Raw genomic sequence first — 13,309 nt, 5'->3', positions numbered from 1 at the left:
CTCATGAATATGACTAATCAGATTGATGAGTATGATGAGGCCGTTCCCAGGGACACCGCAAGGAGGAGGGCCCGATGGCGTTGCGGCACGCGGTTCTCGCGGCGCTACTCGACGAGGAGTTGAGCGGGTACCAGCTGGTCAAGGCGTTTGATCTCGGTGTGGCGAACTTCTGGCACGCGCAGCCGCAGCAGGTGTACGCGGAGCTGACGCGGCTGGAGAAGGACGGGCTGATCACGGGCCGTGAAGTGGTCCAGGACACCCGTCCCAACAAGCGTCTGTTCCAGGTCACCGACGCCGGTCTGGCCGAGCTGGACCACTTCACGGACACCGCCGCCAAACCGTCCTTCGTGCGGGACGACTTGGTCGTCAAGGTCCAGGCCGCCGATCACGTCGACACCCGGACGCTGATCGCGCGACTGACCGAGCGCGCGGCGCTCGCCCAGGCCAAGATCGACCTGTTCGGCAAACTCCTGCGGGGCATGCGGGGCGACCGTACCGAAGAGGAGTTCCTGCGCCACGGCGAGCGCATCGGCCCCTACCTCACCTGCCTGCGCGGCCTGGCCTTCGAGCAAGGCAACCTCGACTGGTGCGAGCGCACGGTCACCGTCCTCCGGGATAGAGAAGGTGCCGATGCCCCACGCCGATGACCCGCGGGACTGACCTCGTGCCCCGGCCCGGCCTGGTCACCGTCGTCGCCGGGACTTGCGCCGGAGCCGCAAGGGGATGACGTACCAGCAGATGGCGAACCAGAGCATGACCAGGCCGACGATCACCTCGGCGACAACGCTGTCGGTGACGACATTGAGGATGAGCAGCAGGGTGCAGGCGATGGTGAGCGCCAGCAGCACCATTCCGCACACCATGAGCCGGCCGGCAGCTTCCACGATCTCATCCTTCATGCGCAGCCCGGAGAGAAAGCGGTGGATCGAAACCGGAGCGATCAAAGCGGCGACCGACGAGGCTCCCAACGCCACCGTCACCACGTAAAGGGTGCGGTCGAAGACTTCCAGGTCCCCGAACGCGGGTGTGAAGGCGAGGGAGAGCAGGAATCCGAAGAGGATCTGCACACCGGTCTGCGCGACCCTCGTCTCTTGGAGAATCTCGTTCCATTTCCGGTTGACGCGCTCGCGGGCAGTCTCCGGCCGTTCGTGCTCTTGGGATGACGGCGCGTTCGTGCACGACGGGCATGATGAGTCACGCACTGCCGCAAGATGCGGGCCTGCAATCGTCATGCCGCCGGGGCCTCGATCTGGTCGTGCAGCCGGGCGCAGGTCCGGTTGATCAGCCGGGAGACGTGCATCTGGGAGATGCCGAGTTGTTCGGCGATACGACCCTGGGTCTCCTCGCGGAAGAAGCGCAGGTAGAGGATGTGGCGCTCGCGTTCGGGCAGGGCGCGCAGCCTTGGTTTGAGGGCCTCGCGCTGGATGACGCGGTCGTAGGAGGGCTCCGGTGCGCCGAGGGTGTCGGCGAGGGAGTATCCGTCCTCGGCGCCCGGCAGTTCGGCGTCCAGGGACAGCGCCGAGAAGCTCTCCATCGCCTCCATCCCCAGCAGCACATCCTCCTCGCTCATCCCCGTGTGCTCGACGATGGCCGACACACTCGGGGAACGGTCGTCGGGAGTACGCGTCAGCTCCTGGGCGGCAGCGCGCACACGGTTACGCAACTCCTGCACCCGGCGCGGCACATGCACGCCCCACATGTGGTCCCGGAAATGGCGCTTGATCTCACCCACGACCGTCGGCACGGCAAAGCTCGCGAAAGCGCTGCCACGGTCCGGCTCATAGCGCTTGACGGCCTTGACCAGGCCGAGCATCGCCACCTGCCGCAAATCCTCCGCGGACTCACCGCGGTTGCGGAACTGCCGGGCCAGCCGCTCCGCCATCGGCATCCACGCGCGTACGACATCCTGCCGCAGCGCCTCCCTCTCGGGCCCCTCGGGCAACGTGGCAATGCGCCGGAACTCGGCGGAGGTGTCGGGAGCGTCGTCGTGCGAGTGCTTGCTGCGTGTGCGTACGGCAGTCATGCGCCGGTCTCCCTCGTCCTGTGGTCGGTAGCACCATGGGGAGAAGAGCCGACTGTCTGGGGCGCCGAACAGAGCACACCCCGAGCAGCCGAACCGCTCCCTTGGGCGTGCCTCTGTTCCGAAGCACATTGATGCGCCTGCCCGGCGCGAGCACCCGCAAACAATCCCATCGCGTGGCCCGCAGGTTGACCGAGTGTCCCGGGTGTTCCCATCACACGCTGACTCGGTGGCGGGTCGCTGTCGAGCATCGCCCAGTTCGGCGCTCGGGGCGCCACCCGGCGACGAGCGCGCCGGCGAGCAGCAGTTCGGCGATGTCACCGCCGTAGTACATGATTTCCGCCGCTCCCCGGACCTCGGCGACAGGGGCCGGGATATCGATCCAGAAGCCGCCGTACATCAGCTGCGACAGCCCTGCGTGGAGGGCGATGGCGCAGCCGAGCCACACCAGGCGCACCGGTACGCCGGGCCGCCTGGCAGCGGGGTCGGAGCCCGCGATGACGTGGGCGAAGAGGCAGCCGGACAGCAGGAAGTGGACGTGCATCAGCCAGTGCCCGGGCGGCCAGTTCGTGGCGGTGCGGTAGAGCGGGGTGAAGTAGAGCACCAGCAGGCTGCCGGAAGCCAGCAGCAGCGCGGTGGCCGGGTGTGTCAGGAGCCGGACGGGGCGACTGTGCAGGGCCGTGGTCAGCCGTCGGCCGTGGGCGGCGGGCAGGTTCCGCAGGAGCAGGGTGACGGGGGCGCCGAGGACGAGGGCGAGCGGGGCGTACATGCCGATGAGAAGGTGCTGGGCCATGTGGCCCCGGAAGTCGGTGTGCGCGAAAGTGGCCAAGGGCGGCAGCAGGGCCACGGCCAGCAGGAGGGTCCCGGTCGCACAGGAGGCCGACCGCCACCGGCTCCAGCCCCGCGCCGGGTTGCGGAGCCTGGCCCGATGGGCGAGCCGGAGATAGCCGCAGACGCACAGGAGCATGAGGGTGGCGGGCAGCGCGGCCTCCAGGACGTCGCTGCCCGCACCGTGGCCGGTGTGCGGATGGCCGCCACCCATCAGTCAGGCCGTCCGGGTTGCCGGACGTCCGGGGCTTCCGGCGCTTCCGGCGCTTCCGGGTCGAAGGTGCGCCCGCCCCGCTGGAGCCCATAACCACCGACGAGCAGCAGTGCTCCCAGCACGAGGAAACCGATGTCCCACCACATCTGGTGCGGCCCGCCGTGCACATGGTGGATTCCGAGGAGCTGGTGGTCCAGCACGCCTTCGACAAGGTTGAACAGGCCCCACCCGGCCAGGATCCATCCCCACAGCACCCGGGAGGACCACACGCGGCGGCGGTGATGGGTGACGCGGGAGTAGAGGATCGCCAGGCCCGTCAGGACGGCGAGCCAGCACACGGTGTGGAAAATGCCGTCCCAGACCGTGTTCATCTCCAGACCGGAGACGGAGTGCGGGCTGTAGTACTTCACCCCGATGCGGTCGTGGTTCGTGCTGGTGAGCATGTGGTGCCACTGGAGCAGCTGGTGCAGCAGGATGCCGTCGAGGAACCCTCCGAGCCCGATCCCCAGGATGATTCCCGGCAGTTGAAGACCGCGCGCCGCGTTCTCTTCCGGTAAGGCCCCGTCAGCAGTCGTCGCCATCAGCTGTCTCCATTCCTCCAGGGGTGAGCGGACCATCCGTCACCGTGCGTTTCCCGCCGACGTCGCTGGTGTCACGCCGGGGGCGGAAGTTCCCCCTTCCGTGTGCGTACGGAAGGTCCTCCTTCTTCCGCACCGCGGTCAGGCGGTGTTTCCGGCTGGTGTGCCGTCGGTTCGGTGATTGCACTCGGTGGCGTGGTGGAGCATGTCGCAGGAGTGCTCGGCTTCCTCCGTCAGCCGGGTGGCTTCCGCCAGGAGGATGCCGTAGGGGCGGGAGGGGTCGTTCAAGGCGAGTGAGGAGTCCTGGGCGCGGTCGACCAGCCGCCCACGCTTGTCCTGGACCGTCGTGGCGGCCGCGCACAGCTCTTCTGCCTGGCGCGGCAGCCGGTTCTCGTCGATCTCGCTGAAGGGGCGGGTGAAGTCGGCAAACGCTTCGAGCAGGTCGGCGTAGTCGCGCAGGAAACGGTTGCACTCGTTGCCTTCTTCGCTCTGTGGCCACTGGTGGAGGGTGCGGGTGAGGGAGGCGAGCTGGTGGGTGACGCGTTCCAGCGCGTCGATGACGTCCCGGTACGCGGAAAAGTCCTTGTGCCGGCTGTTGCCGGGCAGCAGCCGCCGGGGGTTGTAGTGGCGGCTCTCGACCGCGGTGTGCAGTGCCGCCCGAGCCTGGCTGACCAGCCAGGCGATCTCGGTGGCGCGCCGCCGCCACTGCCGGGCCCGCTCTTCGTCGAAGCCGTGCTCGCGCAGCGAGGGATGGATGTCCGCCAGAAGGTCGGAGAGGTCCCCCGCGAGGGTGTGGATGCCGGACTCGGCGCTGCGGTAGCGCATCGGCGGCCATAGAAGGAGGTTGACCGCCACGCCGATCGTGCAGCCGATCGCGACCAGCAGGATGATCTGGCCGAGCTGCTCCACGCTCTGCCTCATACCGGCAGAGGCCGAATAGGCGGAGAAGGCGAAGAACGCCGCGGTCGCCACCTCGGTCCCCTGGGCTCCCAGATGCCGCCACCTGCCGATTGCCAGGGTGATCAGCGCCACGAGTACGAACGTGATCAGGCCGGGTCCGGCCATGATGCCCAGACCGGCCTGCACGAAGACCCCGGCGCAGACCGCGGCCAGGTAGCGGAGTGCCTGAAGCATCGACTGGTAGACGGTCACCTGCATGATCAGCACAGCCGCGAACGGCGCGAACGCGGGGGTCTGCGCGGCCACCAGGTCATGTGCCACGTACCACGAAGCGCCCGCTGCCAGGGTGCTCTTGCCGATCAGCTCCAGGGCCTGCGACCTACGTCCCACCACGGCCCTGACCCGCCCCAGCCACTGCCACGCCCACCCACCGTGCGGCACCGTCGTCACCCCTCGCGTTGTCCTCCGCCGTGCTCGCCGACCGGTGAACGCCGAGATGCGCGGGCCCTCCCGGTCCCCTGCCCCGGTTCCCCTTTTCGCGGTCGTTGCACCGAACGAGAGCCGGTGGTTTGACGTCAGTGCGCTGGGCTAGGAGAGTCAGTGACCGAGGTGCTTCGGAAAGCAGGCACACCTGGCGGGAGCCGCGCGTACGCGCTGTGGGCCCCAGATGTGCCGTGTCGGCCTCCCGCGCTACTGAACAGCAACGAGCGCAGGGAGCAGAGCGGATGACACCGATGAGCACCACATCAGCGCACGCCCGCCACCGTCACCCACCGCCCCATGGATGACCTGGAACAGGCCGCTGCCGCCTGACGCCCCGCGCCACCCGCAACGCCGACAGAGAAGGAGCCTGTCCTTGTCCATGTGCCCACCCCGCGGTTCTCCCCCGACCTCGTCCAGCCAGTACCGAAACCCTTCACGCCTGCATGCCGAGAAACGGCGGGCCCTGAGGCCCAGCAGGCGCCTCGAAGACATCGCCCTACACGCTGTGCACCCGCCACCGGCCACCCCGCGACATCGACGCGGCCCTGATCGCCGCCCGCCACCAGCTCCCCGGCGCCCGAGCCGAAGACGACTCCGTCCTCACTCCGGAGGCATGAGCAACCCTTCGGCGAGGCCGGGCCTACCCGGCCTCGCCGAAGCTGTCAGTGGTGTCCACGGGCGGTATCCGAAGCGCGGCCGAGCGCCTTGGCCAGCTGTTGCTTGGTCATGTTCGAGCGGCCCTCGATGCCACGCTGCCTGGCCTCGTTGTACAACTGATCGCGAGTCGGGCCTTTGGAGCCGCGGTGGGAACGCTCACCGCCTCGCTGCGGCGCGGACTTCCGGTCCTGCGTCGACGTCTTACTGGCGGATTTCGCCTCTCCCGAACGCGCGCGTTCCTTATTGACGGTACGGGAGGCGATTTCCTTGGCACGGCCCGTAGACGTACCGCGTTTCTCCGCGCCTTCCTTGATGTGTTCGTACTGCCGTTCCCGCTTACGGCTGGCTCCAGCAGGCATTGTTCAACCTTTCTTTCGGTATCACACCGACGGCCTGGGCGGCCCGAGTGCCCCTCGGCTCCCACTTATAACCGGCACTGCCGGAGGTAACTGCGGAGGGTAAATAACACCCAGAGGGGTACTGGGCCGCCGGACATCGGGGCGATACCGAGGGAGAGCCGGTGAGCGTGAAGAACATCTTTGTGATCGGCCTGGACGAGGCCAATCTGCCCAGTCTGCGCGAAGTTCCAGATGCACGGGAGTACCGATTTCACCCGCTCCTCAGCATTGAGGAGTTGCAGGTCGGTGAGGTGTCCGTGGCCGATCTCATGGAGAAGGCGGAGAAGGTGCTGGACGCCTTCGACGGCCGTATCGACGCGATCGTCGGCTACTGGGACTTTCCGGTGAGCACCCTCGTGCCGCTCTTGAGCGAGCGCTACGGCACGCACAGCACCAGCCTGGAGTCGGTCGTCAAGTGCGAGCACAAGTACTGGAGTCGGCTGGAACAGCAGAAGGTCATCGACGAGCATCCCCGTTTCGGCCGGGTCGACCTGGAGGCGCGGGAACCGCGGCCGCCCGAGGGCGTGCGCTTTCCCATGTGGCTCAAGCCCGCGTTGGCGTATTCGTCGGAGCTGGCCTTCGGTGTGAAGGATGAGGAGGAGTTCCGCGCGGCGGTGGCCGAGATTCGCGAGGGCATCGGCCGGGTCGGCCGACCGTTCAATTACATCCTGGACCGGCTGGAGCTCCCGCCGGAGATGGCCGGTGTGGGCGGTGAGGTGTGCCTGGCGGAGGAAGCGCTGTCCGGGATCCAGGTGGCGGTGGAGGGCTACGTCCGGGGCGGTGAGGTCACCGTCTACGGGGCGCTGGACTCCATCGCCTACCCCGACAGCCCGTGCTTTCTGCGCCACCAGTACCCCTCCACTCTGCCGGAGCCGGTGGTACAGCGACTGCACGACGTCTCGAAGCGCGTGATGCGGCAGATCGGCATGGACTCGGCGACGTTCAGCATCGAGTACTTCTACGATCCGCAGACGGACGAGATCAATCTGCTGGAGATCAATCCCCGGCATTCCCAGTCGCACGCCGAGCTGTTCGAGTACGTCGACGGGGTGCCCAATCACCACTGCATGCTCAGCCTCGCGCTGGGCAGGGACCCGAGCCTGCCGAAGCGCGAGGGCCCCTCCAGGATGGCCGCCAAGTGGTACCACCGGTGGTTCGCCGACGGTGTGGCGTGCCGCGTGCCCACCGAGGAGGACATCGAGCGCATCGAGCGCGAGATCCCCGAGGTGCGGATCGAGGTGGTGCCCGAGGAGGGCCAGCGGCTCTCGGAGATGGACCAGCAGGACAGCTACAGCTTCGAGCTGGCCCACATCTTCACCGGCGGAGACAGCGAGGACGAGCTGCGGGAGAAGTACGACCGGTGTGTCGCGGCCCTGAAACTCACGTTCGAGGAGACCACACCGGGCAGCCGGGACGAGAAGAACTGACCCCTCAACCCCCGGTGTCGCGATCGGCCCGTGTGCCGACCGCGACACCGGGCACTCGTCCGGCGTGCCGCAGCGAAAGGAGTAGCCGGCCGCATGCGTTTCCTGAGCAATCTGCCCTGTGAGACCAAGGAAGAAGACCACGTCACCATCCCCATGTCCGACGGCACCCGCCTGTCGGCGCGCATCTGGCGCCCCACGTCCTCGGACGGGGAGCCGGTGCCCGCGGTGCTGGAGTACATCCCCTATCGCAAACGCGATCTGACGTCGGTACGCGACTCCGTCCACCACCCGTACATCGCCGGTCACGGGTACGCCTGTGTCCGCGTCGACCTGCGCGGCACCGGAGAGTCGGAGGGCGTGCTGCGGGACGAGTACCTGGAGCAGGAGCAGGCCGACGCCGAGGAGATCCTGACCTGGCTCACGGAGCAGCCCTGGTGTGACGGCACGACCGGCATGATGGGGATCTCCTGGGGCGCGTTCGCCGCCCTCCAGGTCGCCGCCCGGCAGCCGCCGGGCCTGCGCGCCATCGTCATCGCCTCCTTCACCGACGACCGGTACGCCGACGACATGCACTACATGGGCGGTGCGCTGCTGTCGGACAACCTGGCCGAGGCGGGCACCATGTTCGCGTACGCCACCTGCCCGCCCGACCCGGTCGTGGTCGGCGAGCGCTGGCGCGAGATGTGGCACGAACGGATGGAACAGACCCGTCCCTGGGTGCTGGAATGGCTGCGCCACCAGCGCCGCGACGACTACTGGCGCCACGCGTCGGTGTGCGAGGACTACGAGGCCGTACGCTGTCCGGTGCTGGCCTCCAGCGGCTGGGCGGACGGCTACTCCAACGCCGTCACACGGCTGCTGGGCCACTTGGACGTACCGCGCAAGGGGCTGATCGGTCCCTGGTCGCACAAGTTCCCGCACCTGGGCGAGCCCGGCCCGGCCATCGGCTACCTCCAGGAAGTCGTGCGCTGGTGGGACCACTGGCTCAAGGGCGCCGACAACGGTGCCATGGACGGCCCCATGCTGCACGCGTGGATGCAGGACAGTGTGCCGCCGTCCACGTCGTACGAGGAGCGGCCGGGCCGCTGGGTCGGCGAACCCGACTGGCCCTCACCGCACGTCGAACCGGCCGCTCACCCGCTCACCCGGCACCGCATCGGCGCCCCCGGTGAGCCTTCGTCGGACGAGGCGGGGCGAGGCGAGGAGCTGACGGTGCAATCGCCGCTGTCGGTCGGGCAGTTCGCCGGAAAGTGGGCCTCGTACAACGCCCCGCCGGACCTGCCGTACGACCAGCGCGAGGAGGACGGGGGCTCGCTGGTGTTCGACACCGATGTCCTCACCGAGCCCGTGGAGATCCTCGGCTCGCCCTCCGTCGAGCTGGAGCTGTCGGTGAGCGAACCGGTGGCCATGGTGGCTGCCCGGCTGTCCGACGTGTCCCCCGACGGGAGCGCCACCCGTGTCACCTACGGCCTGCTCAACCTCACCCACCGCGACGGCATCGGCGCTCCTGAACCGCTGGAGCCCGGGCGCCGCTACCGGGCCACGGTGGAGCTCAACGGCGTGGCGCAGGCGTTCCCGCCCGGGCACCGCATCCGGCTGTCGCTGTCCACGTCCTACTGGCCCCTCGCCTGGCCACCGCCGCGGCCGGTCCTGCTGAGCGTGTACGAGGGCTCCAGCACCCTCACCCTGCCGCTGCGCGGAACCCATGAGCCCGACGAAGCCCCCCAGCAGCCGTTCGGCGAACCGGAGGGCACCCCGCCCGTCGCCACCACGCAGGTGCACCCGCCGGAGATGCGGTGGGACGTCACCCGCGATCTGGTCGGCTACCGATCCGCGCTGGAGATCGTCAAGGACGCCGGTACGGTGCGCTACGAGGACACCGGCCTCGATGTCCACCGCCGCGCCTACGAGCGCTACACGGCCGTCGCGGACGACTTCACCTCGGTCAGTGGCGAGTCGGCCTGGACCATGCGCTTCCAGCGCGACGACTGGGACGTACGCGTCGTCACCCACACCGTGCTGCGCTCCAGCGAGACGGACCTCTTCGTGGACGCCACGCTTGACGGCTACGAAAACGACCGGCGGGTGTTCTCCCGTACCTGGAACGAGACACTCCCCCGCGATCACCTGTGAGCGACCCCGCGGGGGAGAGAATGGCGCCCGGGGCGCCCGGTTTCCTTTACCTCTCGGGAGGACATCACATGAGCGACCAGGACCAGGAGCATCCAGGCAAGCGGTACCCGCAGCCGGAATTCCCGCAGCAGGACCAACCGCATCCTGGCGCCACGGACGATATGGAGCCGCGGCCCGACCACGGTGAACGCAGCTACCAGGGCCATAACCTGCTGGAGAACCGGCATTCCGTGATTACCGGCGGGGACTCCGGGATCGGCCGGGCGGTGGCCCTCGCGTTCGCCCGGGAGGGCGCGGACGTCCTGTTCAGCTATCTGCCGGAGGAAGAAGAAGACGCCCAGGAGACGGTGCGGCTGGTCGAAGAGGCCGGGCGGCGGGCGGTTCCGATGGCGTGCGACATCCGCGACGAAGCCGATTGCAGGGCCCTGGTGGACCGCGCGGTCGACGCCTTCGGCTCGATCGACGTCCTCGTCAACAACGCTGCCTTCCAGATGGCACAGTCACAGGGACTGGAAGACATCACCACCGAGCAGTTCGACCGCGTGATGCGCACGAATCTGTACGCCATGTTCTGGCTCTGCAAGATGTCCCTGCCGCACATCTCGGAAGGCGGCAGCATCATCAACACCACATCGGTCCAGGCGTACAAGCCCAGCCCTCACCTGCTGGACTACGCCACGACCAAGGGCGCCATCGTCACGTTCACCCAGGGCCTTGCCGGGAATCTGGCGGAGCGCGGCATCCGGGTGAACGCCGTCGCCCCCGGCCCTGTGTGGACACCTCTGATCCCCGCCACCTTGCCCGACACCTCGAAGTTCGGCGAGCAGAGCCCCCTGGGGCGCCCGGCCCAGCCCGCCGAGATGGCGCCCGCGTACGTCTTCCTGGCATCACAGCAGGCCGGCTACGTCACCGCCGAAATCCTCAATGCCACGGGCGGCACACCCTTGCCCTAGGGTGTCTCGCCACCGTCACTCCGTCCACGGAGCCGGGCCCGTGCTTGCCCACGTGGCGAGCTCATGCCCGTCGATACACAGGATTCCGCACTGCGCGGCGTACTCGACGGCGGGCTCGGTGAACTCGCTGGTCGTGACCACCGCGGCGATCTGAGCGTCGTGGACGGCGAAGCACGTTCCTCCGAAGCGCTGAACATCCTGGGAGCCGACCTTGTGAGTCGGGTCGTACCGCTTGCACTGGATGACCAGGCGCCGCCCGTCGGGGGCGGTGGCGAGAACATCCGCGCCCAGGTCACCCGCGCCGCCGGCCACGCGGATGACCTGGCAGCCGTCCCGTTCGCACAGGTCCGCCACCTCCTGCTCGAACTCACCGGGAGCCATCGCCTCGAAGTCGACCTCCTCGAGGAGATCCTCCTCGGGGGGAGCGGGGGCGACACGGCGGCGGCGCATCATGAGGACGACGAAAAGCGCTGGCAGCCCCATGGCCACGGCGGCAGCAGAAAGATCCTCGGCCGTGCCGTCACCGGCTCTTACGGCGACCCCCACCGCGAAGAGAACGATGGCGATCAGCCCGAAGCAGACCGAGAGATTCCGCAGGCTGAAGGCGTACTGACGCCCGCTGCGCGGCCGACGGCCGGGAGTGGCCATGGGTGGCAGTCCCCCTCACGTGGTGACATCAAGATCGCCACTGCCGACTGCCCTGGTACGCCGCCTCCACACCCCGTGCGGATCAGCGCTGCCGCAGACCGCGGTGTCCACCGCGCATAGCGCGTCGGCTGAGGGGAAGCCGATAGCCGGGCACACCAAACCATTCCGGCACTCTGACGAGGAGATATCCGCCATGACTTCCGCCCTGCACCGCCTGGACCGGGGACTGCGCCTCATCGGGATGTCCCGGAGGAAGCGCCCGACCGGCACCCCCTCGCGTCTCGGCCGAGGCCCCCACGGAGTGACCCCCGTAGCGGTCGTTCGGGAGGTCGTGCGCACACTTCGCGCACGGTCCGGCTCGACCCGGCGGAGGTAACGGTCCGGGGTCGTCCCGATGCCCGGCGCATCGAACGGTGACCCCGCATCGACTGGTGCGAGAGGGGTAGCCGTGCGGACGTGCTGAGACTCGTATTGGTGATTGGTCCTGCGCTGGCCGTGGCGCTCGGCGCGGCTCTCGCGTGGTGCGTATCGGCGTGGTGGTGGCTTCTGGTCGTCGCGGCCACGGCCATGACTGCCGTGGCGGTGCGGGACGTGGTGCAGCGCGAGCACTCCGTGCTGCGCAACTATCCGCTGCTGGGGCACCTGCGGTATCTGCTGGAGGCGATACGGCCGGAGCTTCAGCAGTACTTCATCGAGCGGAACTACGACGGCCGCCCGTACGACCGCGATGTGCGCAGCATCGTGTACGAGCGGGCGAAGGGCGTGGACGCCGAGGAACCGTTCGGAACGGAGCGGGAAGTGGGTGCCGCGGGGTACGAGTTCCTGGTGCCGTCGCTGGCGCCCAGGGCCACGCCGGACCAGCCGCCCACCGTGCGGGTCGGCGGGCCGGACTGTGCCAAGCCCTACGACATGGCGCTGTTGAACATCTCGGCGATGAGCTTCGGCTCGCTGTCCACCAACGCGATCCTCGCTCTCAATCGCGGTGCGGCCCAGGGCGGTTTCGCGCAGGACACGGGCGAGGGTGGTCTTTCGGAATACCATCTGCGCCACGGCGGCGATCTGATCTGGGAGATCGGCACCGGGTACTTCGGGTGCCGGACGGACGACGGAGACTTCGAGGCGGCCACTTTCGCCGACAAGGCGGCCCATGACCAGGTGAAGTGTGTCTCTCTCAAGCTGTCGCAGGGCGCGAAGCCGGGCATGGGCGGGGTGCTGCCGGGCAGCAAGGTCAACGCGGAGATCGCGAAGGTGCGCGGCGTGCCCCAGGGGCAGACGGTGGTGTCGCCTCCGTACCACCGGGTGTTCTCCACGCCGCGGGAGCTGGTGTTGTTCATCGGCCGGATGCGGGAGCTGTCGGGTGGCAAGCCCACCGGCCTCAAGCTGTGCCTCACGTCCCGTCAACAGTTTCTGGCCGTCTGCAAGGCGATGCTGAGCGAGGGCGTCACCCCGGACTTCATCGTGGTGGACGGGGCCGAAGGGGGCACCGGCGCGGCTCCGCTGGAGTTCGCCGACCATGTGGGCACGCCGCTGACCGAGGGCCTGATCACCGTGCACAACGCGCTGGTCGGTACGGGGCTGCGGGACCGGATCAGGATCGGCGCCAGCGGCAAGGTCGCCACCGGGTCCGACATGGTCAAGCGGATGGTGCAGGGGGCCGATTACACCAACGCGGCGCGGGCGATGATGTTCGCCACCGGATGCATCCAGGCCCAGCGCTGCCACACCAACACCTGCCCCGTCGGGGTGGCCACGCAGGACCCCCGGCGGGCCCGCGCCCTGGATGTGGGTGACAAATCGGCACGCGTGGAGCGGTTCCAGCGGGCCACGGTCCACGGCGCCCTCCAGATCATGGCGTCCATGGGCGTCCATGACCCTGCCGAGCTGCGTCCGCACATGCTGCGGACGCGGATCGACCCGTTCACCGTCCGCTCCCACGCGGAGCTGTACGAGTGGCTGGGCCCCGGGCAACTGCTCGCCGATCCCCCGGCGACGTGGGCCGAGGACTGGGCCGCCGCCGACCCCGGCCGCTTCACGGTCTGACCCGCGGCCGTCTCAAGGGGGCCTCACGGG

12 protein-coding genes are annotated in these 13,309 nt (G+C 68.6%); 5 read left to right on the top strand and 7 right to left on the bottom strand.

Translation table 11 applies throughout. The features are described 5' to 3' along the window. Nucleotides 1–74: 74 nt before the first annotated feature. The gene (locus SSOG_RS42935) at nucleotides 75–647 is read left to right on the top strand and encodes a PadR family transcriptional regulator (protein WP_009720594.1); all 573 of its coding nucleotides are present in this window, start codon (nucleotides 75–77) and stop codon (nucleotides 645–647) included. Nucleotides 648–683: 36 nt separating this feature from the next. On the opposite strand, the gene SSOG_RS42930 is transcribed toward SSOG_RS42935, so the two are convergent. The 6 genes from SSOG_RS42930 to SSOG_RS49930 form a co-directional block, all read right to left on the bottom strand. Further along, the gene (locus SSOG_RS42930) at nucleotides 684–1,232 is read right to left on the bottom strand and encodes a DUF6328 family protein (protein ID WP_009720593.1); all 549 of its coding nucleotides are present in this window, start codon (nucleotides 1,230–1,232) and stop codon (nucleotides 684–686) included. Continuing rightward, nucleotides 1,229–2,023, bottom strand: a complete 795-nt coding sequence (locus tag SSOG_RS42925; RefSeq protein WP_009720592.1) for a SigB/SigF/SigG family RNA polymerase sigma factor — start codon at nucleotides 2,021–2,023, stop codon at nucleotides 1,229–1,231. The genes SSOG_RS42930 and SSOG_RS42925 overlap by 4 nt, the downstream gene beginning before the upstream one ends. Before the next feature lie 211 nt (nucleotides 2,024–2,234). Then, a complete protein-coding gene (locus SSOG_RS42920) occupies nucleotides 2,235–3,062 on the bottom strand; it encodes a cytochrome c oxidase assembly protein (protein ID WP_009720591.1) in 828 nt (275 codons plus the stop codon). Beyond that, on the bottom strand, nucleotides 3,062–3,643 hold the full coding sequence (locus tag SSOG_RS42915; RefSeq protein WP_050800187.1) for a DUF2243 domain-containing protein: 582 nt from the start codon (nucleotides 3,641–3,643) through the stop codon (nucleotides 3,062–3,064). Before SSOG_RS42915 ends, SSOG_RS42920 begins: the two co-directional genes overlap by 1 nt. Before the next feature lie 138 nt (nucleotides 3,644–3,781). Then, entirely contained in the window at nucleotides 3,782–4,990 is a 1,209-nt protein-coding gene (locus SSOG_RS42910) for an FUSC family protein (RefSeq protein ID WP_009720589.1), read from the bottom strand. A gap of 695 nt (nucleotides 4,991–5,685) precedes the next feature. Then, nucleotides 5,686–6,039 (bottom strand): hypothetical protein, encoded by a 354-nt coding sequence (locus SSOG_RS49930; RefSeq protein ID WP_009720588.1) that lies wholly within the window; start codon nucleotides 6,037–6,039, stop codon nucleotides 5,686–5,688. Between the two features lie 161 nt (nucleotides 6,040–6,200). On the opposite strand from SSOG_RS49930, the gene SSOG_RS42905 reads away from it, so the two are divergent. From SSOG_RS42905 to SSOG_RS42895, 3 genes are all read left to right on the top strand, one after another. Next, nucleotides 6,201–7,505 (top strand): ATP-grasp domain-containing protein, encoded by a 1,305-nt coding sequence (locus tag SSOG_RS42905; protein ID WP_039940117.1) that lies wholly within the window; start codon nucleotides 6,201–6,203, stop codon nucleotides 7,503–7,505. A 93-nt stretch (nucleotides 7,506–7,598) separates the two neighbouring features. Then, entirely contained in the window at nucleotides 7,599–9,638 is a 2,040-nt protein-coding gene (locus tag SSOG_RS42900) for a CocE/NonD family hydrolase (RefSeq protein WP_039940116.1), read from the top strand. A 68-nt stretch (nucleotides 9,639–9,706) separates the two neighbouring features. Next, on the top strand, nucleotides 9,707–10,591 hold the full coding sequence (locus tag SSOG_RS42895) for an SDR family oxidoreductase (protein WP_009720585.1): 885 nt from the start codon (nucleotides 9,707–9,709) through the stop codon (nucleotides 10,589–10,591). 15 nt (nucleotides 10,592–10,606) lie between these two features. On the opposite strand, the gene SSOG_RS42890 is transcribed toward SSOG_RS42895, so the two are convergent. Then, the gene (locus tag SSOG_RS42890) at nucleotides 10,607–11,239 is read right to left on the bottom strand and encodes a restriction endonuclease (protein ID WP_009720584.1); all 633 of its coding nucleotides are present in this window, start codon (nucleotides 11,237–11,239) and stop codon (nucleotides 10,607–10,609) included. Nucleotides 11,240–11,806: 567 nt separating this feature from the next. Between SSOG_RS42890 and SSOG_RS42885 the strand changes: the two genes are divergently transcribed. Continuing rightward, entirely contained in the window at nucleotides 11,807–13,279 is a 1,473-nt protein-coding gene (locus SSOG_RS42885) for an FMN-binding glutamate synthase family protein (RefSeq protein WP_425385482.1), read from the top strand. The last annotated feature ends 30 nt before the right edge of the window (nucleotides 13,280–13,309 follow it).

Origin of the sequence: Streptomyces himastatinicus ATCC 53653, from assembly GCF_000158915.1 — a bacterium.
Lineage (GTDB): Bacteria > Actinomycetota > Actinomycetes > Streptomycetales > Streptomycetaceae > Streptomyces > Streptomyces himastatinicus.
This window is presented reverse-complemented; position numbering and strand designations above follow the sequence as displayed.